Here is a 23272-nt window from a genome sequence, read left to right on the forward strand (position 1 = left end):
GGATGCGGATCACCTACGCCCCCTGGGGCGAGACGCTGCCGGAGCTGGCCGACGCCGCGACCCGCGCCGAGGCCGCGGGCGCCGAGGTGCTGTGGGTGCCCGAGCTGCACCGCTCGGCCACGCTGAGCGCCGCGGTCCTGGCGCAGGCCACCACGACCGCGCAGGTCGGCACCGCGATCGCGCTGGCCTTCACCCGCAGCCCGATGGTGACCGCACTCGAGGCGCTCGACCTCGATGAGATGTCCGACGGCCGCTTCCTGCTGGGCCTCGGCACCGGCGTGCAGCGGCTCAACGAGGACTGGCACAACGCCCAGTGGGGCAAGCCGGTCGGTCACCTGCGCGAGACCGTCCGCAACGTGCGGCACTTCTGGGAGACCTGCACCACCGGGGAGCAGATCGACCTCGAGGGCGAGTACGAGCCGATGCGGATCCGCGGCTACGAGCGGCCGTTCCCGGTGCGCCGTACCCGGATCCCGATCTACCTGGCGGCCATGGGCCCGGCGATGACCCGCCTGGCCGGCCGGATCGCCGACGGCTGGATCAGCCACGAGCTGTGCTCGCCGTCGTACCTCGAGCAGCGGGTGCTGCCCGAGATCGACGCCGGCCTGGCCGCGGTCGAGGGCCGCAGCCGCTCCGACATCGAGCTGGTCGTCTCCGCCTGCTGCTCGGTCGACCCAGACGCGACGGTGGCCAAGCGCCGCGTCGCCGGCCTGGTCGGCTTCTACGCCAGCGTCCGGACCTACGCGGACTTCTTCGAGTTCCACGGCCTCGGCGAGCAGCAGCAGCGTGTGATCGAGGCGTTCCGCTCCGGCCAGGGCGCCGACTACCTCGCCGAGTCCGTCAGCGACGAGATGGTCGACGCGCTCACCCTCAACGGCGACCAGGACCGCGTCGCCGAGCAGATCAGCGCCTACGAGGGCAAGGCCGACGCCGTCAAGCTCAGCCCGCCGACCCACGGCATCGCGGCGGCAGACACCCGCGCGGCCCAGGACCGGATCATCGAACTCATCGCGACCCTCACAGGAGGCCGTCAGTGAAGCCGCTCCAAGACGTCCGGATCATCTCCCTCGAGCAGTACGGCGCCGGCCCCTTCGGCAGCGTGCACCTCGCCGACCTCGGCGCCGAGGTCATCAAGATCGAGGACCCGAGCGTCGGCGGCGACGTCGGCCGGTACGTGCCGCCGTACTTCGAGGAGGAGGACTCGCTCTTCTTCGAGACCTTCAACCGCAACAAGAAGTCGCTCTCGCTGGACATCAAGACCCCCGCCGGGCGCGAGGTCTTCGAGGACCTGGTGCGCAACGCGGACGCCGTCTACTCCAACCTGCGCGGCGACGTGCCGGCGAAGATCGGCATCACCTACGACCAGCTCAAGCACCTCAACCCCGCGATCGTGTGCTGCTCGCTGACCGGGTTCGGCATGACCGGCCCGCGCCAGAAGGAGCCCGGCTACGACTACGTGCTCCAGGGCCTGGCCGGCTGGATGGAGCTGACCGGCGAGCCCGACGGCCCGCCCACCAAGTCGGGGCTGTCGCTGGTCGACTTCTCCGGTGGCTACGTGGCGGCGCTCTCGCTGCTCTCGGGCCTGCACGCCGCGCGCCGTGACGGCGTCGGCATGGACTGCGACGTCAGCCTCTACGACACCGCGATGTCGATGCTGACCTACCCGGCGACCTGGCACATGAACGCCGGCTACACGCCGCGCCGGATCAGCCACTCCGCGCACCCCTCGCTGGTGCCGTTCCAGGCATTCGAGGCCTCCGACGGCTGGTTCATCGTGGGCTGCGCGAAGGAGAAGTTCTGGGTCCGGCTGGCCGAGGTCATCGGCCACCCGGAGTGGGCCACGCCCGACTCGAAGTTCGCGACGTTCTCGCTGCGCCAGCAGAACCAGGCCGAGCTGACCGGGCTGCTCGAGGAGATCTTCAAGACCGAGACCGTCGACCACTGGCTCTCGAAGTGCTACCCCGCCTCGATCCCGTGCGGCCCGATCAACGACGTCGAGGCCGCGCTCAAGGAGCCGCACACGCTGGCGCGCAACCTGATCGTGGAGACCGACCACCCGCGCTACGGGACCGTCCGTCAGCTCGCCTCGCCGGTGCGCGTCGGTGCGGACCTGCCCGAGTACGTGCGGGCCCCGCAGCGCAACGAGCACTTCGAGGAGATCGTCGGCGGCATCCTCGGCCTGGACCAGGAGCGGATCGCCGCGCTGGCCGCCCAGGGTGCGTTCGGCACCCCGGCCGTGGCCGAGCACGCCGCGGAGGTCGTCGACGTCGCCCAGGCGTCCGGCGCCGCGGAGGCCTGAGCCCCCATGGCGGAGAAGTCCGAGACCCTGACCGCACCCGCGCTGGCCCGCTGGGCCACCGGGCCGCTGACCGTGCCGGCCGACGTACAGGCGGCGGCGCTGCGGCACCTGCTCGACGGGCTCGGCAACGCCGTCGCGGCGGCCCGCTCCGACGCCGCGGCCGCGGCGGTGACTGTCGCGACCGGGCTGGGCGGACCGGCCGAGGCGACGATCCTCGGCGCCACGACCCGGCTCTCCGCCCCCGCGGCCGCACTGGCCAACGGCACCCTGGTGCACGCGCTCGACTTCGACGACACCCACGCCGGCGGCCTGGTGCACGCCACCGCCGTCGTGCTGCCGGCCGCGCTCGCGGTCGGGGAGCAGGTCGGGGCCGACGGGCGCGCGGTGCTGGACGCCGCGGTGGTCGGCTACGAGGTGGCCTGCCGGGTCGCCGCAGCGGCCCCCAACGGGTTCCACGCCGGCGGCCTGCACGCGACGATGGTGGCCGGGGTCTTCTCCTCGGCGGCGGTCGCCGCCCGGCTGATGGGCCTGGACGCCGCCACGACGACGCACGCGCTCGGCATCGCCGGCAGCCAGGCGGGCGGGCTGCTCGCCTTCCTCGCCACTGGCGCGAGCACCAAGCAGCTGCACCCCGGCTTCGCCTCGCAGGCTGGCATCCTGGCGGCGCGCCTCGCCGCGGCCGGCGCGACCGGCCCGGACACGGTCTTCGACGGGCCGCACGGCGTGTACGACGCGCTGGCTACCGGCCCGGTCGACACCGGCGTGATCCTGCGCGGCCTGGGGGAGACCTGGGAGACCACCCGGATCGGCATCAAGCCCTGGCCCACCTGCCAGCTCGCGCACGCCACGATGGCCGCCGCGACCGCCGCCCTGGACGCGGCCGGCGCCGGCGTCGACGAGGTCGAGGCGCTGCACGCCCAGGTCCACCCGGACTCGGCGAGCGTCGTGTGCGCCGACGGCCGCGACCTGACCCGCCCGGTCAGCCCGTACGCCGCGAAGTTCAGCCTGCCGTGGAGCGTCGCGGCGCTGCTGGTCGACGGCCACGTCGGCGTCGACACCTACGCGCCGGACAACCTGGGCCGGCCCGAGATCACCGGGCTCGCCGCCCGGATCGGCTGGGACGTGCGTCCCGACGGCGGCGTCGCCGCCGACGCGGCCGGCGACGTCGTGCTGACGCTCACCGGCGGCCGCACCGTCCACGGCCACGTGGACCGCAGCCCCGGCGGCGGCTCCGCGCCGCTGTCCGAGGAGGCGCTGCTCGCCAAGTTCACCGGCAACGCCGGTCCGGGCGCCGCCGCCCTGGCCGAGGCCCTGCACGCCCTCCCGGACGCGCCGGACCTGACCCTGCTCCTGTCCCGTGCCGCTGCTGCGGCCGAAGCTCCCCTGGAGGTCCCCGCATGACCCTCTCCGCGATCAAGCCCGCCGAGTTCCCCTGGTTCCCCTACGAGGGGTTCACGTTCTGCCTCGGGCTGAGCGAGGGCGACGCGGCCTGGACCTCGGGCCACACCTCCGCGCGCCACGACCCCGCGGTGGGCAAGATGACCGTGTCCGGCTCGATGGAGCAGCAGTCGCGGATCGCCTACGAGAAGTGCCTGGCCATCCTGGCCGGCGCCGGGTTCGGCCCCGAGGACGTCACCCGGGTCACCGAGAACGTCACGCTCGCCGGTCTCCCCGAGTACGAGACCACCGCCGCCGTGCGCCGCGAGGTCTTCGGCGCCCACCAGCCGACCGTGCGCACGGTCGTCGTCGAGCGCCTGGTCCGCCGCGCCGCCTGGCTCGAGGTCGAGCTGCACGCGGTCAAGGGCGGCGGCGACCAGCTCCGCGTCGCCAGCGAGGTCCGCGACGCCGGCAACTGGGTCGCCTCGCCGATCACCGAGGGCCACGACGGCACCGTCTACCTGCCGACGATGATCCCCGTCGACGCGGCCGGCGACGTGGTGCACCCGGGCGATTTCGCCGCCCAGTACCGCTACTGCCTGGAGCAGGCCGACGTGCTCCTGAAGCAGGTCGGGCTCAGCCTCGACAACGCGGTCACCACCTACGACTACTCGACCCCGGACACCCGCGCCGAGTACCGCAAGACCCACCGGGTCCGCAAGGAGCTGCTCGGCAACAACGAGGGCGGCGTCTACCCCGGCGCCGGCGGCATCCTGATGAGCAGCCTGCACAAGCCGGGCCAGCTGGTCGCCATCGACGTGACCGCCTCGCGGCACCCGCTGGAGCTGGTGAACCCGGGCTGGAGCCGCTACGACACGCTCACCTACGCCCCGGGCGTGAAGGCGGGCCGCACGCTGTTCATGTCGGGCTTCGCGGCCCTCGACATGGAGACCCAGGAGGCGCTGCACCCCGGCGACATCGGGGCCCAGGCCGAGGTGACCTTCGAGGCCATCCTGCACCTGCTCAAGCACGCCGGCCTGGACGCCAGCCACCTGCTGGAGACCACCGAGTACTGCGTGGAGTCGGCGATCCCGGACTACCGGGCGGTCGCCGGCGTCCGCGAGCGGCTGCTCCAGGCGCCGTGGCCCGCCTCCACCGGCGCGATCTGCCAGGGCCTGCTGCGTCCCGAGTTCCTGCTCGAGGTCTTCCCGCTGGCGCTCTACCCGGAGGACCGGGCATGAGCCTGCTGACCGACGAGGTCCGCGCCCTCGAGGGCCAGACCAGGGTCTACACAGCACCGGAGCCGTTCGGCGCCGCGGCGGGCCGCTACTTCGGGCTCGCCATCGGCGACGACAACCCGCTCTACTCCGACCCCGACTACGCCCGCGCTCAGGGCCTGGCCGGCGTCACCGCGCCGCTGACACTGGTCTGCGAGACCAACCAGTACGCCGGGCTCCCGATGGACGCCGAGGGGTACGCCGGCCACACCTGGCAACTCGACATCCCCGGCACCCGGCAGGTCCGCGGCGGCAACAAGTACACCTTCCACCGCCGGATCCGGCCCGAGGACGTCGTCACCGCGACCTGGCGGATCACCTCGGTGACCGAGAAGGTCACCGGCTCGGGCAACCAGATGCTCATCGTCGGCTCGACCGCCACCTACACCAACCAGGAAGACGAGCTGCTGGCCGAGAACGCGGAGACGATCATCTTCGTGGGACTGGAGAAGAAGGCATGAGCGAGGCCACCGCATCCTTCGCCGACCACGCCGCGATCGCGGTCGGCGACGTCATCCCGCCGCTGGAGCGCACGATCACGCTCACCGACATGGTCGCCTACGCCGGCGCCACCTGGGACTGGCACAAGCTGCACTACGACACGGCGTACGTCGCGGAGAAGAAGCTGCCCGGCCCCATCGTCGACGGCCAGGTCTTCGGCGCGCTGCTGGTCGAGATGCTCCAGGACTGGCTCGGCCCGCAGTCGTTCGTGCGCGAGCTGGAGTTCACCTTCCGCAACCTCGTCTTCGCCGGGGAGACCCTGCGCTGCGCGGGCACTGTCACCGAGGTCGGCGAGGACCGGATCTCGGTGTCGATGAGCGTCGTCGTCGTGGCCGAGGACGGCTCGGACGGCCGGGCGGCCGCCGCCCCGGCCAGCGCCGTCGTGCTGCTGGGCACCCCCGACGGTCCGGGCGCCCCGGCATGAGCACCGGCGTCGCGATCGTCGGTGCCGCCGAGTCCGACCTCGGGGTCACCGACTCCTCGATCATGACCCTGCAGACGCAGGCGGTCACCCGGGCGCTGGCCGACGCGGGGCTGACCCTGGCCGACGTCGACGGCATCGCGACTGCCGGCGTCTCCCGGTTCTCCGCGACCCAGCTCGCCGACTACTTCGGGATCGTGCCGACCTGGACCGACTCGACGTTCGCCGGCGGCAGCGCCTACGAGATGTACGTCGGGCGCGCGGCCCAGGCGATCGCCGCCGGCCAGTGCAGCACGGTGGTCATCTCGTTCGCCTCCAACCAGCGCTCGGCGCGCTCGCGCAAGCTCGGCGGCGTCCACGAGCCGTGGATCCCCGAGGCGCAGTTCGAGGAGCCCTACGACATGCTCTACCCGCTGTCGTACTACGCGATGGCGGCGCAGGCCTACCTGCACAAGTACGGCGGCACCCGCGAGCAGCTCGCCGAGGTCGCGATCGCGGCCCGGGAGTGGGCGCTGCTGAACCCGAAGGCGTTCCGCTACGGCAAGGGCTCGCTCAGCGTCGAGGACGTCCTGGGCTCCACGATGATCTCCTCGCCGCTGACCGCCGCCGACTGCTGCCTGGTCACCGACGGCGGGGGAGCGGTGGTGGTCACCTCGCTGGAGCGGGCCCGCGACCTGAAGCGCAAGCCCGTCGAGGTGCTCGGCTACGGCGAGCGCACCACCAACACCTCGTTCACCGCGGTGGCCGACCTGACCGTCCCGGGGGCTGCCGGCTCCGGCGCCGACGCCTTCGGCCGCGCGGGGATCACCGCCGCGGACGTCGACGTGCTCGAGGTCTACGACTCCTTCACGATCACCGCGGCGCTCAGCGTCGAGGGGCTCGGCTTCTGCGGCCCCGGCGAGGTCCTCGACTTCATCGCCGACGGCCGGATCCGGCCCGGCGGCGCGCTGCCGCTGAACACCGCCGGCGGCGGGCTGTCCTACTGCCACCCGGGCCAGTACGGCGTGCTGCTGCTCGTCGAGGCCGTGCGCCAGCTGCGCGGCGAGTGCGGCGACCGGCAGGTCCCGGGCGCCGAGATCGCTGTCGCCCACGGCACCGGGGGCATCCTGTCCACGCACGCGACGGTCGTCCTGGGAGGAGCCCGATGAGCGAAGCGACCTGGGACCCGCCCGAGGTCCCGCCCGCCGACGACGTCTCGACGCCGTACTGGGACGCGACCCGCGAGCACCGGCTCACTGTGCAGTCCTGCGGCGCCTGCGGGCACGTGCAGCACCCGCCCCGCGCGGTCTGCACGGCGTGCTCGTCGATGGAGCACCTGAGCCAGGTCGACGCCGCCGGCACCGGCGCCGTCGACACCTTCACCACCGTCCACCGGGCCCCGCGCCCGGAGCTGGACGCGCCGTACACGGTCGCCCGGGTGCGGCTGGCCGAGGGCCCGGTCGTGCTGACCCGCCTGGAGCCGGCTGTCCCGGACCAGCGAGCCTGGACCATCGGCGACCCGGTCGCCGTCGCCTGGGCGGACCTGCCCGACGGGCGCGCCCTTCCCTACTTCACCCCTTCTCTCGGCAGCACTTCTCCCGACACCACCAAGGAGCACTGATGGACTTCAAGCTCGACGAGGACCAGCGCGAGTTCAAGGCGCTGCTGCGCCAGTTCGTCGACAAGGAGATCATCCCGGTCGCCCGGGAGTGGGAGCAGGCCGGTCGCTACCCGACCGAGATCGTCGACGGCATGAAGGACATGGGCCTGTTCGGCATCACGGTGCCCGAGGAGTACGGCGGCCTCGACCTCGACCCGGTCTCGTTCGCCCTGGTCTTCGAGGAGCTGGCCCGCGGCTGGATGGGCATCGCCGGCATCCTCGGCAGCCACTCGCTGGCCTGCCGCCTGATCGCGATGCACGGCACCGAGGAGCAGAAGAACAAGTACCTGCCCGACCTCGCCACCGGCAAGCGCCGCACCGGCATCGGCCTCACCGAGCCCGACGCCGGCACCGACCTGCAGGGCATCCGCACCACCGCCCGCCTCGAGGGCGACCACTACGTCGTCAACGGCGCGAAGATGTGGATCACCAACGCCCGGTACGCCGACCCGCTTCCGGTCCTGGTCAAGACCGACCCGACCGCCTCGCCGGCGCACAAGGGCATGAGCGTGCTGCTGATCGAGGCCGGCACCCCCGGCTTCGAGGTCACCAAGGACATCCCGAAGCTGGGCTACAAGGGCACCGAGTCCTGCGAGATCCTGCTCGACAACGTCAAGGTCCCGGTCAGCCAGCTCGTCGGCAACGTCGAGGGCCGGGGCATGCAGCAGGTGCTCTCCGCACTGGAGTGGGGCCGGGTCAACATCGCCGCCCGCTCGGTCGGCATCGCCCAGCGCGCGTACGACGAGGCGCTGGCGTACTCCCAGGAGCGCAAGGCGTTCGGCAAGGCGATCGCCGAGTTCCAGCTGATCCAGGCCAAGATCGGCGAGCTCGGCACCCAGGTCCAGGCCGCCCGGCTGATGGCCTACTGGGCCGCCGACGCCGTGCGCACCGGCCGCGCCGACGGCGCGACCGGCATGGCCAAGATCTTCTGCTCCGAGGTGGCCCTGCAGGCGGCCATCGACTCGCTGAAGGTGCACGGCGGCTACGGCTACTCCACCGAGTTCGAGGTCGAGCGGCTCTACCGCGACTCGATCCTGATGAGCATCGGCGAGGGCACCAACGACATCCTGCGCACGGTCGTGGCGAAGTCGCTGATGAAGAAGGAGACGATCGTTGGCTGAGCAGCCGCGCCTGGCCCGCTCCGCGCTCTACGTCCCCGGCGACGCGCCGGACAAGCTCCGCAAGGCGCTGGACCGGGGCGCCGACGAGCTGATCGTCGACCTCGAGGACGCTGTCGCCGTGGACCGCAAGGAGCTGGCCCGCGACATCGTCGCGACCTGGCTCGACGGGCTGCCGGACACCGAGACCACCATCTGGGTCCGGATCAACCCGGGCGCTCCGATGGCCGAGGACGTCCGCGCGATCGGCGGGGCGACGAACCTCGCCGGGGTGATGCTGGCCAAGACCGAGTCGGCCGAGGAGCTCGTCGAGCTCGACGGCCTGCTCGCCGCTGAGGGCTCGGACGCTCGCGTCGTGCCGCTCCTGGAGAGCGCCGCCGCTGTGCTGCGCGCGCTGGAGATCGCCTCGGGTCCGCGGGTCCAGCGGCTCCAGATCGGCGAGGCCGACCTGCGCGCCGACATCGGCGTGACCACCGGTCCCGACGAGCGCGAGCTGCTGCACGTGCGCAGCCACGTCGTGCTCGCCTCCTCGGCGGCCGGCATCGCGCCGCCGATCGCCCCGGTCTCCACCGAGTTCCGCGACCTCGACGCGTTCCGTGCCTCCACCGAGGCGCTGGCGCGGCTGGGCTTCGTGGGCCGGGCCTGCATCCACCCCGCCCAGGTGGCCGTCGCGAACGAGGTCTTCACGCCGTCGGCCGCCGAGGTCGAGAAGGCGCAGGCGCTGCTGGAGCGGTTCTCCGGCGGCGAGGCCGTGGGCGTGGACGCCGACGGGCGGTTCGTCGACGAGGCGGTGCTGCGCCAGGCGCGCCTCGTCCTGGCTCGGACCCGCTGAGCGATGCCCTAGGGTCGGCGCCATGAGGGCGGTGCTGAGCGGTCTGGCGGGAGTGCTGGCCTGCCTCCTGCTGCCCGTGGCCATCGCCTCGACCTGGACGGCGTCGGTCGCGACCGACACCGACCGGTACGTCGACACCGTCCGCCCGCTGGCCGCCGACGAGGCGGTCCAGCGGGCGGTCGAGCGTCGGCTGACCGGACGGGTCCTGGCCGCTGTCGACGGCACCGCGCTCGGCGACCGGTTCGGCGACACGCTCGGGACCGTCGCCCGCTCGGCGGTCCGCCGGGTGCTGGAGAGCCCGGCCTTCGAGGACGCCTGGGCGGAGGCGAACCGGGCGGCGCACGAGCAGGTGGTGCGCGAGCTCGAGGACGACCAGGACGCCAGCCGCGGGATGTCGATCTCCCTGGCCCCGGTCGCCCGCGCGGTGCTGCGCGAGCTCGGGGTGCCGGCCCCGGCGACCCCGGTGGACGTCTCGATCCAGGTGCTGGACGCCGAGGAGCTGGACCGGGCGAGCGCGGCGTACCGGCTCGTGGACCGGCTGGGCCGGGTGCTGCCGGTGGTCTGGGTGGTGCTGGTCGTGCTGGCGCTGCTGCTGGCGCGGCGCCGGATGGGGGCGCTGGCCCGGCTCGGCGTCGGCAGCGCGCTGACCTCGCTGGCCCTGATCGGGGCGGTGTGGCTGCTGCGCGGCTATCTCGCGGGGCGGGCTCCCGCGCTAGACCAGGACGTCGTCGAGCAGGTCTGGTGGGCCGCGACCGCCGACCTGCGCACCGCGAGCCTGATCGCCGCCGCAGCCGGGGCCGTGGTGGCTCTGGGAGCCGGCCTGGCGCTCGCCGTCGGGCGCCGGATGACGGGCCGCCGGGACCGCTGAGGCGCGCCCGGGCCCGGAGCCAATTTGAGCATGGTTCTTTACCCCCGCTAGGGTCGACGGGCGGCTGGCGCCCCCCGACGACTCGGCTCGGTGCGTTCAGTCCGTGTAGTGCCGCAGATCGAACGGGGCACCTGGGACGCCGTCCGCGGCGCAAAGGGCACGGGCAGAACGAGCGACAGTCGCATGCCACGACGCCGGAACACGCCGGCGCGGGACGCGAGGAGCTCGTCGAAGGTGTCAGTCATGGAAGCGCACGGGGTCTACAAGGTCTTCGGGCGCCGACCCGAACGCGCCGTGGAACGGATGCGCGCCGGGGCCACCCGTGAGGACCTCCGGGCCGAAGGGCTCACCGCCGCCGTCATCGACGCCTCCTTCGAGGTCGCCGAGGGCGAGATCTTCGTCGTCATGGGCCTCTCGGGCTCCGGGAAGTCCACGCTGATCCGGATGGCCAACGGCCTGCTGCTGCCGACCGCCGGCACCTTCGCCGTCGGCGGGGAGGAGCTCACCCGCCTGGACGCCCGCCGGCTGCGCGCGGTGCGCCGCGAGAAGGTCAGCATGGTCTTCCAGCACTTCGCGCTGCTTCCGCACCGCACCGTGGGCGAGAACGCGGCGTACGGCCTGAAGATCCAGGGCGTGAACCGCGCCGAGCGCGAACGCCGTGCCGAGGAGGCGCTCGGCCTGGTCGGCCTCGGCGGCTGGGGCGGCTCGATGCCCGGGGAGCTCTCCGGCGGCATGCGCCAGCGCGTCGGCCTGGCCCGGGCGCTCGCCGCGGGCACCGACATCATGCTGATGGACGAGGCGTTCAGCGCCCTCGACCCGCTGATCCGCCGCGAGATGCAGGACCAGCTCGTCGAGCTCCAGCACCGGCTGGGCAAGACCATCCTCTTCATCACCCACGACCTCAACGAGGCGATGCGCCTGGGGGACCGGGTCGCGATGATGCGCGACGGACGGATCGTCCAGGTCGGCACCGCCGAGCAGATCCTCAACGACCCCGCCAACGACTACGTCGCCCAGTTCGTCCAGGACGTCGACCGGACCCGGGTGCTGACCGCGAGCTCGGTCATGGAGCCTCCGGTCGCCGTGCTCGGGGCCGAGCAGGGCCCCCGGGCCGCGCACCGGCTGATGCGCGAGCACCAGCTCTCGGCGCTGATGGTCGTGGACCGGGACCGCCGGCTGCGCGGCACGGTCCGCGAGGAGACAGTGGCAGCGGCGCTGGAGCGCGGCGGCGACGACCTCGTCGGCCTGCTGGAGCCCGCCGTCACCGTCGGCCCCGACGTCGCCGTCGCCGACCTGTTCGGCGCCTCGGCCGAGAGCCCGGTCGCCCTCGCCGTGGTCGGCGAGCAGGACCGCCTGCTCGGCGTGATCCCGCGGGTCACCCTGCTCGCCGCGCTCGGCGGCGCCAGCGCCGCGGAGACGACCGGCTCGATCCCGGCGATCGCCGATCCACTGCTCGACCAGACGGGAGCCCAGGCATGAGCACCACGACCATTCCGGCGGACGCCGTGGCACGGGCCGAGACCGTCGAGTCCGGGGTGCCGCGCATCCCCGTCGGCGAGTGGATCGACTCCGGGTTCGACTGGGTCAAGGAGCACCTGGGCGACTTCTTCGACACGGTCAGCGACCTGATCGAGACCACCGTCGACGGGCTCGCCGGCCTGCTGATGTCGCCGCCGGCGCTGGTCCTGGCGCTGGTCCTGGCCCTGCTCGCCTGGCTGCTGAAGGACTGGAAGCTGGGGCTGACCTCGGCGGTCGGCCTGGTCGTGGTCATCGGCATGGACCAGTGGGACAACGCCATGGAGACCCTGGCGCTGGTGCTGGTCGCGACGCTCGTGGCCCTGGTGGTCGCGATCCCGCTGGGGGTGGCCGCGGCCCGGTGGGACCGGGTCAGCCGTGTCGTGCGGCCGGTGATGGACCTGATGCAGACGATGCCGGCGTTCGTGTGGCTGGTGCCCGTGGTGACGCTGTTCAGCATCGGCGTCTCGGCCGGGCTGGTGGCGACCGTGATCTTCGCGCTGCCCCCCGGCGTACGCCTGACCGAGCTCGGCATCCGCCAGGTCGACGCGGAGGTGGTGGAGGCCGGGCACGCGTTCGGCGCGACCCCGCGCGAGATCCTGCGCGGGATCCAGTTCCCGCTGGCGCTGCCGACCGTGATGGCGGGCATCAACCAGGTCATCATGCTGGCGCTGTCGATGGCCGTGATCGGCGGCCTGGTCGGCGCTCCCGGACTGGGACGCGAGGTGACCAGCTCGATCTCCCGGCTCGACATCGGCCTGGGCTTCGAGGCCGGCCTGTCCGTGGTGATCCTCGCGATCTACCTCGACCGGCTCACGGCCTCCATCGGCGCCGGGCGCCGGGGCCGCATCCGGCTCCCGCGACGCCGGGCGGCGCGCAACGTCTCGACCACCGAACCTACGTCCCCCGAGGACGTCGTCGTCTCCACGGGCTGAGCCCGCAGCGAGGCGGTAGGGCGGTCCGCGAGGACCGGACACGAAGAACGAGAGGAAACGACGAATGAAGCGCACGAAGGTGACCCGCGCCGTTGGCACGGCGCTCGGCCTGGCCGCTCTGGCGACCTCCCTGGTGGCCTGCGGGTCCGACGACGAGGGCAGCGGCGGCGGTGACGGCGGCGGCAGCGACACCATCACCCTCGGCATCATCCCGTCGTGGACCGACGGCCTCAGCTCGGCGTACCTGTGGAAGGCCATCCTCGAGGAGGAGGGCTACGAGGTCGAGATCGAGGAGCTCTCCGAGGCGGCCCCGCTCTACACCGGCGTCGCCGAGGGCGACATCGACGTCTTCCCGTCGGCCTGGCCGCAGGTGACCCACGCGTCCTACCTGGAGGAGTACGGCGACGACCTGGAGGACCTGGGCGCCTACTACGAGGGCGCCAAGCTGACCTTCGCGGTGCCGGAGTACAGCGACCTCACCTCGATCGCGGACCTCAAGGGTGCCGGCGACGACTACGACGGCAAGATCATCGGCATCGAGCCGGGCGCCGGGCTGACCAAGGTCACCAAGGAGTCGGTGCTGCCGGCCTACGAGCTCGAGGACGAGTACACGCTCGTGGAGTCCTCCACGACCGCGATGCTCACCGAGCTGAAGAAGGCGACCGAGGCCGAGGACGACATCGTCGTCACCCTCTGGAAGCCGTTCTGGGCCAACTCGGAGTTCCCGGTCCGCGACCTGGAGGACCCCGAGGGCGCGCTCGGCGAGGCGGAGACGCTGAACGCGATCGCGACCGCCGGCTTCGCCGACGAGAACCCGGAGCTCGCCGAGATGTTCGGCAACTTCAAGCTCGACGACGCCCAGTACGGCTCGCTGGAGAACCTCGTCGTCAACGAGTACGGCGACGGCAAGGAAGAGGAGGCCGTCGAGGCCTGGCTCGAGGAGAACCCCGACTTCGTGGACTCCCTCAAGGGCTGACCCCCCGCACGCGCACGAAGGGCTCCTCCCGGTCGGGAGGAGCCCTTCGTCGTCCGGGGCCGGCTCAGGCCCAGGCGGCCTCGACGTCGTCGACGCTGGTCAGCCATCCGAACGTGAAGCCGATCGTCGAGAGCGCGACCTCGTGGCGGTTCTGGTCGTACTCGGCGACGGCGTCGGTGGCGACGTGGACCCGGTAGTCGCGCTGGCCGGCGTCCCGGGCGGTGGTCTCCACGCAGATGTTGGTGGTGACGCCGCACAGGACCAGCGAGCGGATGCCCTGGCTGGTCAGCACCGGCTCGAGCGAGGTCCCGTAGAACGAGCTCGGCCGGGCCTTGTCGATGACGACCTCGCCGGCCTGCGGCGACAGCGCGGGGACGATCTCGGCGTCCCAGGTCCCGGTGATCAGGGCGTCCACCTCGGTCATCTGCGGCATCAGCGCGTGGGGGAGGAGACCGCCGTCGGCGTACCCGGGCTGGTAGACGTAGCGGGTGTAGATGACCGGGACCCCGGCGGTGCGGGCGGCCCGGACCAGGCGCTCGCAGCCGGCGACGGCCGGCTGGAGGGCCTCGTGGGGCATGCCGATGCGGGCCATCGACCCCTCCGCGTCGAGGAAGCCGTTCTGCATGTCGATGACGAGCAGGGCGGTGTCGGTGGTGGAGAGAGACATGGAGGGCTCCGATCGGGTGCGGGGTGAGGGCCCGGCGCCGGAGTGATCCACGGCATACCAGGGGGGAGCAGCATGCCAGTCGTGCCGGAGCCGATGTCCGGCGGGCCGCTCGACGACCACGGTGCCCGGGCGCGGACTTCTCCTGATCAGGACAGCGAAGGAGCTCGAACGGATCCAGCGGTCCTGCGGGCGGCGCGCGCACGACCCGCGCGACGGTGCTCGGCGTAGATCCCTGCGAGCAGCCGGCCGCTTGGGATGGGCTTCCTCGGCGTCCCCTGCGGAACCCGGCTGGAACCGGCGCTGGCGCGCTGGCGCCGAGTCGTGTGCCTGAGGGCTGGTCCGGGCGCGTCCTCAGGCACACGACCCCCAGCCTCAGGGCACCTCGGGGGAATCTGCATGAGAACGACAAAGCCCCTGCCCAGCGTTTCCGCTGGTCAGGGGCTGTATCTGTACGCCATCAGGGACTCGAACCCCGAACCCGCTGATTAAGAGTCAGCTGCTCTGCCAATTGAGCTAATGGCGCCCGGTGAAGCGAGAGGAACACTACCAGCGCCTCCCGCTGGCGGAAAATCGGGGCCGTCGAGACCCGGGGGAGCCCGCTCAGCGGGCGGCCAGCACCGCCTGGGCCGCGTTGTGCCCGCCCAGGCCGGAGACGGCGCCGCCGCGGCGGGCGCCGGAGCCGCAGACCAGCACCGAGGCGAGGTCCGTCTGCACGCCCCACTGCTGGGCGGGGGTGTCCAGCCGCGCCCGGTTGGCCGCCCACGGCCAGTCCAGGTCGCCGTGGAAGATGTGGCCGCCCGGCATCGCGAGGTCGGCCTCGATCTCCTGGGGGATCTTCGCCTCGATGCAAGGGTTGCCGTCGGCGTCGCGGGCCACGCAGTTCTCGATCGGCTCGGCGAGGTGCTCGTTGAGCGACGCGATCGCCCGGGCGACCGCGGCCGCCTTGGTCGCCGCCGGGTTCGCCTCGAACAGGGTCGCGGGGGTGTGCAGCCCGAAGTAGGTCAGCGTGTGGGTGCCGGACGGCGCGTCGCCGAGGATCGAGCGGTCGCTCAGGGTGTGGCAGTAGACCTCGCCCGGCAGCCGGGTCGGGACCGCGCCGGCGGCCGCCTGGGCGTACGCCGCCTCGAGGGCGGCGTACTCCTCGCCGAGGTGCAGCGTGCCGGCGAAGGCGACGGCCGGGTCCACGCCCGAGCGCAGCGCGGGGAGGCGGTCCAGCAGGATGTTCACCTTCAGCTGGGACCCGACCGGCTTGGTCCCGGGGTCCTCCTCCTCGCCGAGCAGGATCCGCAGCACCCACGGGGCAACGTTCGCGAGCACGTGGCGCGTCGAGACCGTGTGCTCGCGGCCGCCGGCGTGCCAGGTCACCTCGGCCCCGTCGTCGGAGCCGCGGATCGCGCTGACCCCGGCCGAGGTGATGATCTCGGTGCCGCCCGCGACGGCCGCGCCGGCCAGTGCGTCGGTGACCGCGCCCATGCCGCCGACCGGGACCCGCCACTCGCCGGTGCCGTTGCCGATGAGGTGGTAGAGGAAGCACCGGTTCTGGACCAGGGAGGCGTCGCGCAGCGAGGCGAAGGTGCCGATCAGGGCGTCGGTGGCCACGACGCCGCGCACGGTGTCGTCGGCGAACCGGGCCTCGAGCGCCTCGCCCAGCGGACGCTCGACGAGGTCGCGCCACACGGCCGCGTCGACCTGGTCGCGGATCGCCCGCTCGTGGGGGAGCGGCTCCATCAGGGTCGGCGCCACCACGCCGGCGAGGTCCCCGACCTCGGCGTAGAAGCGTTGCCAGGCGGCGTACTCGTCCTCGCCGCCGGTCAGCTCGCGGAACGACGCCCGGGTGGCCTCGCCCTCGGGGCGCTCGACCAGCAGGCCGCCGGTGCGGCCCCCACGGCTCCAGGGCGTGTACGACGCGGTGCTGCGGGAGGTGAGGGCGAGGTCCAGGCCGAGGTCGTCGACCAGCCGGGTCGGGAGCAGCGAGACCAGGTAGGAGTAGCGCGAGAGCCGGGCGCCGTGACCGGCGAACGGCGTGGCCGAGACGGCCGCCCCGCCGGTGTGGTCGAGGCGCTCGAGGAGCAGGACCGAGAGGCCGGCCCGCGACAGGTACGCCGCGGACACCAGGCCGTTGTGCCCGCCGCCGACGACCACCGCGTCGTAGTGCGTCCGGGCGGGGGAAGTCAGCGAGTTCACCGACCCAACCTAGGGCACGGCTACTGGTCTGGACCGGCGCCCCACCCGGGCCCCCGATCCGCGCGGGCCGGCGAGCCAGTGGCCCAACTTCCGGCGCCGGTGGCCGGTTTGGCCCGATGCTGGCGCAGTCGTGGCGAAGGTCTCGGAAGGGGAGCAGGTGTTGGGAGTGCCCGCGGGCGTCCGGGTGGCGGTCCTGATGCTGGTGATGGTGGCGGCCGGGTTCGCGGCGGTGCTGAGCGCACCCGACGACGGCCACGTCATCGGCATCTGGCCGGTCGGTGTGGCCACGGCCGCGCTGCTGGCCTCCGGCGGCCGCCGGGTCCCGCTCCTGCTCGGTGTGGTGGCGGCCTCCGCGATCGTCTCGATCGACCTCGCGGGTCGCCCGACGGCGGTCGCGGTCGGCTACGGCCTCGGCACCGCGGTGGAGGTCTGGGTGGTGTGGCGGATGCTGGGCGGCGCCGCGGCCACGCTGCCGCGGCTGCGCACCGACGGCGACCTGGCCCGCTACCTCGGCGCCTGCCTGGCCGGCGGCGCGACGATGGCGCTCGCCGGCGCGCTGACCTCCGCGGTGACCGGGTTCGGCTCGCCGTGGTTCGTCGCCCTGGCGCTCGGCACCGCCCACCTGGCCTCCCAGCTGGCGATCGTGCCGTTCTTCTGCCGGCTCCCCGACCACGGCGCGGTGGCCAGCACCCGCGAGCGGATCCTCCAGTGGCTCACGATCCTCGTGGTCACCCCGCTGATCTTCACGCCGGTGCACTTCCCGACGCTGACCTTCCTCATCATTCCCGTGCTCGTGTGGAGCGCCCTGCGGATCCGCCCCTTCGAGGCACTGGTCCAGGTGTGCGCGGTGATGTTCTTCGCGATCACGATGACGACCTTCCAGCGCGGCCCCTTCGCGGCCGCCCCGGACGCCTTCGAGCTGCCTCGCGACGCCCGCGGGGTGCTGCTCGCGGCGTTCGCGATCACCTGCGTGCTGGTCGTGGTCCCGCTGCTGCTGCGGGTCGGGCAGCAGGTCGTCACCGCCCGCGAGGCCGCGGCCGAGCGGGACCGCCTGGAGAACATCGTGCGCGGCACGCCCGGCGTGGCGATCATCGGGACCGACGAGACCGGCCGGATCACGCTGTTCAACCCCGGCGCGGAGCGGCTGCTGAGCTACCGCGCCAGCGACGTCCTGGGGCACGACTCGCAGCTGCTGCACACCGCGGGCGCGATCAGCGAGAAGGCCACCGAGCTGGGGGTCACCGACCGGTTCGCCGACGTGCTGAGCGCCCTGGTCGGCCCCGAGGTGGGCGCCAGCGAGCTGCGGCTGCGGCGCGGGGACGGCGAGGAGCGCAGCCACCTGATGACGATCTCGCGGATCACCGACGAGGTGGACCGGGTGGTCGGCTACGTCAGCACGTCCGAGGACGTCACGGAGCGGCTGCTGGCGGAGAGCGCCCTGAAGGAGGCGGTGGACCGGCTCCAGGAGGTGGACGCGGTCAAGGACGCGTTCGTCTCGACGGTGAGCCACGAGCTGCGGACCCCGATCACCAGCATCCGCGGCTACCTGGAGATGCTCGAGGACGGCGACTTCGGCGAGCTCTCCGGCCCGCAGGCGGACGCCGTACGCCGCATCGACGCCAACAGCCGCCGGCTGCTCGGGCTCATCGACGACCTGCTCTCGCTCTCCCGGATGCAGGACGGCGCGGTCCTGGAGGCCGAGCGGGCCTTCGACCTGCGCGACGTCGTCGCGGCCGGGTACGACGTGGCGGTGCCTGCGGTCCGGGGCCGGGACCTGGAGCTGGACCTCACGCTGCCACCGGACCCGGTGCCGTTCCTCGGCGACCCCGAGCTGCTGGAGCGGGTGGTGGTCAACCTGGTCGGCAACGCGGTGAAGTTCACCCCGCCGGGCGGGCGGGTCCGGGTCGCGCTGGTGTTCTCGGGGGACGCGGTGGAGCTGAGCGTGGCCGACACCGGGATCGGGATCCCGGTCTCCGAGCAGCACCTGCTGTTCCAGCGCTTCTTCCGCTCCGAGCTCGCCCGCCGCAACGCCATCCAGGGCAGCGGGCTGGGCCTGTCGATCGCGCGCGCGATCGTCGAGCGCCACGGCGGGACCATCGCCGTGGAGTCGGCCGCGGGGGAGGGCACCACCTTCCGGGTCCGGCTCCCGATCGTCGGCTGACCGCGAGCCCCGCGCGACGCGCGCGGGCCCGAAAAAAGGTAAAGAACCGGGCGTCGCCCGTGACACGATCTGCGGGTGCGGTGCCGCCTCGAGGCACGCCGAGGAGAAGATCCAAGGAGCCTGCTGATGCGTCGCGTTCTCGCTGCCCTGGTCACCGCCGCGGTGGCCCTCGCCCTGGCGGTCGCGGGCGCAGTGAGCGTCGTCCCCGACACGGGCGCCCGCCCGGCCGCCGCCGCGGCCCCGGCCAGCCCGGCCAGCCCGGCCGACGACCGTGCAGCCCAGCCGGTGCCGGCGGCGGTCGCCGCGGTGAAGGCTGCCCGGGCGAAGCTGGCGAAGGTCGACAAGCGGCTGCGCAAGGCCCGGTCCGGAGTCCGGAAGGCGGAGCGCCAGCTGCGCCAGATTCGCAAGAGCAGGGCGCCGAGGGCCCGCAAGGCGCGCCTGGTCAAGGCCAAGCGGACGGCCGTGCGCACCGGGAAGGCGAAGGTGCGCCGCGCCCTACGCGCCCGCACCCGCGCCCGCAACGCCGTCCGGACCGCCGAGGCCAAGCTGCGGGCGGTCCGCCCGCTGGGCAAGCCCAACGTCGTGGTCTTCCTGCTCGACGACATGCGCGCCGACGAGCTGAACCACCTGCCGAAGACCCGCAAGCTGCTCGCCGGCTCGGGCCTGGAGCTGACCGACGCGGTCTCCGCCCACCCCCTGTGCTGCCCGGCCCGGGCCCAGCTGCTCACCGGGCAGTACGCCCAGAACAACGGGGTGCGCCACAACTCCGGCGTACACGGCGGCTACGCGTCCTACACCCCGGCCTCGACCCTGGCCACGATGCTCAGCGCCGCCGGCTACCGGACCGCGCTGCACGGCAAGTACCTCAACGGCTACGGCGGGTCGGTCGCCCAGCCGACCGAGCCGGGCTGGTCCACCTGGGACGCGCTGGTGCGCGGCACCTACGACTACAAGACGTTCGGCTTCGTCAACGGCGACCGGTTCCGCGACGACTACGTGACCGACCGGATCACCGAGCGCAGCATCGCCACGATCCGCCGCGACGCCGACCGGCAGAACCCGTTCTTCGTGCTGGCCGGCCACCCGGCCCCCCACTACGCGTGGGGCCCCAGCTGGGCGGCGAGGCACAACCCGCCCGTGGGCAAGCCGAAGTACGTCAAGGCGTACGCCGGGCGCCAGGCCCCGTCCCTGTCCGACCCGGCCTTCGCCGAGGCCGACCTGAGCGACAAGCCGGCGTCCTGGCTGTCCTCGGAGGGTCGCGCGGACTCCCGCGACTACGTGCAGCAGCAGTTCGTGCACCGCGCCGCGGCGCTGCGCTCGGTCGACGACGGCATCGCGGCCACCGTCGAGGAGCTGCGCCGGCTCGGGGAGCTGAGCAACACCTACCTCGTGGTCACCTCCGACAACGGCTACACGCTGGGCGAGCACGCCTCGATGGGCAAGAACGTCTTCTACGACGAGGCGCTCACGGTCCCGATGCTGGTCTCCGGTCCGGGCGTGCGCGCCGGCTCCTCGACGCTGCCGGTCCACCTCGCCGACCTCGCGGCCACGATCCTCGACGTGGCCGGGGCGACGCCGACGCACGTGCTCGACGGCCGGTCCTTCGTCCCCGAGCTCCGGTCCGCCTCGGGGTCGGGGGAGCCCGCCTGGCGGGACACGACACTGCTGCTGGCGGGCGCGCCGCAGAGCCGGGCCGCCGACCAGTGGGGCTTCCGCGGCGTACGCACCGAGCGCTACGTGTACGGCGTCTCGTGGTTCGCGCCGGAGGAGGAGGTGCTCTTCGACCGGATGACCGACCCCGCCGAGCTGACCTCGGTCCACCGGGACCCCCGCTACGCGGCCGTCCGGGCGGAGCTGCGCCGTCGTGCCGAGCTGCTCTCGAGCTGCGTCGGAGCCTCCTGCAACCGGAGCTTCGGGGCGCTGCCCGAGCCCCGGTCCGGCCCGGCGGAGCCCGCCGACCCGGCTCCCGAGCCCGAGCAGCCAGCGCCCGTGCGGGACCGCGTTCTCATCCCGTAGCGCGCCGCGCCGCCTCCCGGCGGTGACGCTCGCCCGAAACGGGTGGGGCGCGCAGCGCCGTCCCGGCGCACGCTGAGGTTCTGCTGGGGCCGCTCGGGCGCCACCGCAGGGAGGAGCTCGGCGATGAGACGATCCGACGCGTTGCGGACCCGGCGGCACGCGCGTCCGCCCCAGGTGCTGGCGGCCGGCGGCGGAGCCGCCCGCCGCCTCGATCCGGGCCGGGCCCGCCCGGTGGTGGCGGGGGTCCTGGCGGCGGTGCTCCTGGCCGCGCTCGTGGCCGGCGTGGTGGGTGCCGTGCTGTGGTCGGTGGTGCGTCTGTTCCTGAGCCTGGCCGCCGGCTGACCCCGGTCCGCGCTGGACGACGACCGCAGGCCGCTGGTCGTGGTCTACTGGAATGTCTAGGCGTCGCTGCCCGCGGATGGTGCGGGACCAGAGCTCCGCCATGGAGCCTCTGGAAGTGTCATCGTGCCCGTCCGCGTCGCGCTCACCAACGACTACGAGATCGTCACCCAGGGTCTGCGGGCGATGCTCGAGGAGCACGCCGACCGGGTCCGGGTCGTCGAGGCGACGGTGGGGTCGGCGATCGCGGCCGAGGCCGACGTGATCCTCTTCGACACCTTCGGGCGCCTCGTCGCCGGCGACGAGAAGCTGCGGCGGGTGGTGCGGGAGAACGACGCGAAGGTAGTGGTCTTCAGCTGGGAGTCCTATCCCGAGAGCCTGGCCCTGGAGTGCGGCGCCGTCGGCATCATCCACAAGGGCCTGACCGGTGCGGAGCTCGCCGCGGCGCTGGTCGCCATCCACGAGGGCCGTCCGTTCTCGTTGCCGCACCCCGCGAGCGAGACCATGCCCGCCTGGCCCGGTCGGGAGCACGGCCTCAGCCCCCGGGAGGCGGAGCTCCTCTCGCTGATCGTGCAGGGGCTGACCAACCAGGAGATGGCCGAGCGGACCTACCTGAGCATCAACACCGTGAAGACCTATGTCCGCTCCTGCTACCGCAAGATCGGCGTCGTCAGCCGCTCGCAGGCGGTCGTGTGGGGTCTGCGCAACGGCTTCGACGTCGACGAGCAGCAGCCCACGCCCCGTCGGGGCTAGACCCGACAGTTCCGGTCGGGGTCCCGGCTAGCGCCGGGTGATCCAGGTGGCCACCGTGCTGCGCAGGCTGATGCGCCGCTGGCGCCGGTACTGCAGCATCGGCACCACGAGCTGGACGACCACTGCCGCGCTGGAGAGCGCGGCGAGAATCAGGACGAGTGTCAGCATGGCTCCCCCCTTCTCGGGGCGGGCGGTCCGAGCACCCGCCTGGGACCACCGGTGCCCTCGCAGCCAGGGACCAGCATCATCCGGAGGGGTCATTTCGTGCGGGAGACCGGTGGGGTGGAGGCGGCTCGGCTCGCCTCGGCGCTGTCCGGAAAAACAGGTGGGGTGGGGTCAACGTTCTCGAAGAACGGGTGGGGTCGGGGCGATATCGGGGCCCCCAAATCCTCCCGACCCCACCAGTTGTTCTCGGAGCCCCGGACAGCCCTACCCGGCAAGCTGCACACGGGTGGTCCCGGGATCCACGAGACGCTGAGCGTCGAGGACCGGGCCGCCCGCCTCCTGGCCAACCTCGAGGACTTCGTGGGACGGGTCTGCGCCCCTGCGTGATCCCCAGCGGGCGGTACGGCGCCGAGCCGTCAGTCCTGCTCGTCCTCCGCGGCCCGCCCCGCCAGGAGGGTCTCGGCCAGCTCGGCGGGTGTCACGCCGGTGCGGAGGACCGCCTGGTCGAAGAGCTCGCGCGCCTCGTCGACCTCGAGGCGGTGGCTCTCGGCGAGCCAGCCCACGGCCATCGCGATGCGCACCTTCTCCCGCAGCACCGTCGGCGCCTGCTGGGCGGTGTGCCGGGTGCTGAACTCGAGGTCGGCGTTCGTGACCGCCCCGGGGGCCCAGGCCTCGAAGATGTGGGCGATCTCCTCGTGGTGGCCGGTGAAGGCGTGCTTCGTGGCGGCGTACAGGTTGACGCAGCCGAGCACGTCGCTCCCGGTGATGATCGGCAGGGTCAGGGTGCTCGCCACGGCGTGGGCGGCGGTCGCCTGGGCGAAGACCTGCCAGCGGGTCTCGTCCAGCGGGTTGCTCTCGTCGTCCTCGAGCCGTCCCGGGTCGTCGGCGCCCTCCATCGGGGGCCGCCCGGCGATGTACTGCACGGCGTCCAGCACCGCCACCTCCCGGTGGCTCGCGACGACCGTGAACGTGATGCCCTCCTGCATCGAGGCGACGCTGACGCCGACGCAGTCGGGGATGAGATCCTGCACCTGGCTGACCCGCTCGACCAGCTGGTCGAGCAGGTCCTCGTTGTCGGGGGTCAGGAACGGCCCGAACAACTCGGCCGCCTGAGCACTCTCCGGAATGAGCTCCACGCGGCCTTGTACCCCGTCGCGGACGATTCCTTCTCGCGACCGACCAACTTGTCGACGGGCCGCTTCGGTGGGCGTCGGCCGGGGTGGCGCGGG

At 73.0% G+C, this 23272-nt stretch carries 22 protein-coding genes and 1 tRNA gene; 18 read left to right on the forward strand and 5 right to left on the reverse strand.

Translation table 11 applies throughout. From position 1 onward, the window contains the following. Window positions 1-2 precede the first annotated feature (2 nt). The 14 genes from EBO35_RS05715 (at window position 3) to EBO35_RS05780 (ending at window position 13758) form a co-directional block, all read left to right on the forward strand. Window positions 3-1037 (forward strand): LLM class flavin-dependent oxidoreductase, encoded by a 1035-nt coding sequence (locus EBO35_RS05715; protein ID WP_122816871.1) that lies wholly within the window; start codon window positions 3-5, stop codon window positions 1035-1037. Beyond that, the gene (locus EBO35_RS05720; protein WP_122816872.1) at window positions 1034-2299 is read left to right on the forward strand and encodes a CaiB/BaiF CoA transferase family protein; all 1266 of its coding nucleotides are present in this window, start codon (window positions 1034-1036) and stop codon (window positions 2297-2299) included. The genes EBO35_RS05715 and EBO35_RS05720 overlap by 4 nt, the downstream gene beginning before the upstream one ends. Window positions 2300-2305: 6 nt before the next feature. After that, window positions 2306-3700, forward strand: a complete 1395-nt coding sequence (locus tag EBO35_RS05725) for an MmgE/PrpD family protein (RefSeq protein WP_241153878.1) — start codon at window positions 2306-2308, stop codon at window positions 3698-3700. Beyond that, window positions 3697-4917, forward strand: coding sequence for a RidA family protein (locus EBO35_RS05730; RefSeq protein ID WP_122816873.1), 1221 nt, complete (start codon window positions 3697-3699; stop codon window positions 4915-4917). Before EBO35_RS05725 ends, EBO35_RS05730 begins: the two co-directional genes overlap by 4 nt. Further along, the gene (locus tag EBO35_RS05735) at window positions 4914-5414 is read left to right on the forward strand and encodes an FAS1-like dehydratase domain-containing protein (protein ID WP_122816874.1); all 501 of its coding nucleotides are present in this window, start codon (window positions 4914-4916) and stop codon (window positions 5412-5414) included. Before EBO35_RS05730 ends, EBO35_RS05735 begins: the two co-directional genes overlap by 4 nt. Next, window positions 5411-5878, forward strand: coding sequence for a MaoC family dehydratase (locus tag EBO35_RS05740; RefSeq protein ID WP_122816875.1), 468 nt, complete (start codon window positions 5411-5413; stop codon window positions 5876-5878). The genes EBO35_RS05735 and EBO35_RS05740 overlap by 4 nt, the downstream gene beginning before the upstream one ends. Then, window positions 5875-7023: an acetyl-CoA acetyltransferase gene (locus tag EBO35_RS05745; RefSeq protein WP_122816876.1), complete on the forward strand. Its 1149-nt coding sequence runs from the start codon at window positions 5875-5877 to the stop codon at window positions 7021-7023. The genes EBO35_RS05740 and EBO35_RS05745 overlap by 4 nt, the downstream gene beginning before the upstream one ends. After that, the gene (locus EBO35_RS05750) at window positions 7020-7475 is read left to right on the forward strand and encodes a Zn-ribbon domain-containing OB-fold protein (RefSeq protein ID WP_122816877.1); all 456 of its coding nucleotides are present in this window, start codon (window positions 7020-7022) and stop codon (window positions 7473-7475) included. The genes EBO35_RS05745 and EBO35_RS05750 overlap by 4 nt, the downstream gene beginning before the upstream one ends. Continuing rightward, window positions 7475-8635, forward strand: a complete 1161-nt coding sequence (locus EBO35_RS05755) for an acyl-CoA dehydrogenase family protein (protein ID WP_122816878.1) — start codon at window positions 7475-7477, stop codon at window positions 8633-8635. Before EBO35_RS05750 ends, EBO35_RS05755 begins: the two co-directional genes overlap by 1 nt. Next, the gene (locus EBO35_RS05760; protein WP_241153879.1) at window positions 8628-9464 is read left to right on the forward strand and encodes an HpcH/HpaI aldolase/citrate lyase family protein; all 837 of its coding nucleotides are present in this window, start codon (window positions 8628-8630) and stop codon (window positions 9462-9464) included. The genes EBO35_RS05755 and EBO35_RS05760 overlap by 8 nt, the downstream gene beginning before the upstream one ends. A gap of 22 nt (window positions 9465-9486) precedes the next feature. Continuing rightward, window positions 9487-10332: a hypothetical protein gene (locus EBO35_RS05765; protein WP_122816879.1), complete on the forward strand. Its 846-nt coding sequence runs from the start codon at window positions 9487-9489 to the stop codon at window positions 10330-10332. A 243-nt stretch (window positions 10333-10575) separates the two neighbouring features. Then, a complete protein-coding gene (locus tag EBO35_RS05770; protein ID WP_206422686.1) occupies window positions 10576-11811 on the forward strand; it encodes a quaternary amine ABC transporter ATP-binding protein in 1236 nt (411 codons plus the stop codon). Then, window positions 11808-12782, forward strand: coding sequence for an ABC transporter permease (locus EBO35_RS05775; RefSeq protein WP_122816881.1), 975 nt, complete (start codon window positions 11808-11810; stop codon window positions 12780-12782). The genes EBO35_RS05770 and EBO35_RS05775 overlap by 4 nt, the downstream gene beginning before the upstream one ends. 64 nt (window positions 12783-12846) lie before the next feature. Next, complete coding sequence (locus EBO35_RS05780; RefSeq protein WP_122816882.1) at window positions 12847-13758, forward strand: glycine betaine ABC transporter substrate-binding protein; 912 nt, start codon at window positions 12847-12849, stop codon at window positions 13756-13758. Between the two features lie 64 nt (window positions 13759-13822). Here the strand turns inward: EBO35_RS05780 and EBO35_RS05785 are convergent, their stop codons facing one another. The 3 genes from EBO35_RS05785 to EBO35_RS05795 all read right to left on the reverse strand — a co-directional run bounded on the left by EBO35_RS05785 (window position 13823) and on the right by EBO35_RS05795 (window position 16609). Next, a complete protein-coding gene (locus EBO35_RS05785; RefSeq protein ID WP_122816883.1) occupies window positions 13823-14425 on the reverse strand; it encodes a cysteine hydrolase family protein in 603 nt (200 codons plus the stop codon). Between the two features lie 450 nt (window positions 14426-14875). Continuing rightward, window positions 14876-14948: transfer RNA gene (locus tag EBO35_RS05790), tRNA-Lys, on the reverse strand. A gap of 77 nt (window positions 14949-15025) precedes the next feature. After that, window positions 15026-16609, reverse strand: coding sequence for a phytoene desaturase family protein (locus tag EBO35_RS05795; RefSeq protein ID WP_396954390.1), 1584 nt, complete (start codon window positions 16607-16609; stop codon window positions 15026-15028). A 157-nt stretch (window positions 16610-16766) separates the two neighbouring features. Here EBO35_RS05795 and EBO35_RS05800 point away from each other — a divergent pair, with 157 nt between their 5' ends. The 4 genes from EBO35_RS05800 (at window position 16767) to EBO35_RS05815 (ending at window position 21878) form a co-directional block, all read left to right on the forward strand. Then, window positions 16767-18770, forward strand: coding sequence for an ATP-binding protein (locus EBO35_RS05800; protein WP_164477835.1), 2004 nt, complete (start codon window positions 16767-16769; stop codon window positions 18768-18770). Between the two features lie 126 nt (window positions 18771-18896). Continuing rightward, complete coding sequence (locus tag EBO35_RS05805; RefSeq protein WP_122816885.1) at window positions 18897-20786, forward strand: sulfatase family protein; 1890 nt, start codon at window positions 18897-18899, stop codon at window positions 20784-20786. A 123-nt stretch (window positions 20787-20909) separates the two neighbouring features. Continuing rightward, entirely contained in the window at window positions 20910-21128 is a 219-nt protein-coding gene (locus EBO35_RS05810) for a hypothetical protein (RefSeq protein WP_127480183.1), read from the forward strand. A gap of 123 nt (window positions 21129-21251) precedes the next feature. Further along, window positions 21252-21878: a response regulator transcription factor gene (locus EBO35_RS05815; RefSeq protein ID WP_241153880.1), complete on the forward strand. Its 627-nt coding sequence runs from the start codon at window positions 21252-21254 to the stop codon at window positions 21876-21878. A 27-nt stretch (window positions 21879-21905) separates the two neighbouring features. Here EBO35_RS05815 and EBO35_RS19385 read toward each other — a convergent pair whose 3' ends face one another. Next, entirely contained in the window at window positions 21906-22046 is a 141-nt protein-coding gene (locus tag EBO35_RS19385) for a hypothetical protein (RefSeq protein WP_164477836.1), read from the reverse strand. A gap of 413 nt (window positions 22047-22459) precedes the next feature. Continuing rightward, the gene (locus EBO35_RS05825; protein ID WP_122816887.1) at window positions 22460-23179 is read right to left on the reverse strand and encodes a hypothetical protein; all 720 of its coding nucleotides are present in this window, start codon (window positions 23177-23179) and stop codon (window positions 22460-22462) included. Window positions 23180-23272: the final 93 nt, after the last annotated feature.

Origin of the sequence: Nocardioides pantholopis (assembly GCF_003710085.1) — a bacterium.
Classification (GTDB): Bacteria; Actinomycetota; Actinomycetes; order Propionibacteriales; family Nocardioidaceae; genus Nocardioides; species Nocardioides pantholopis.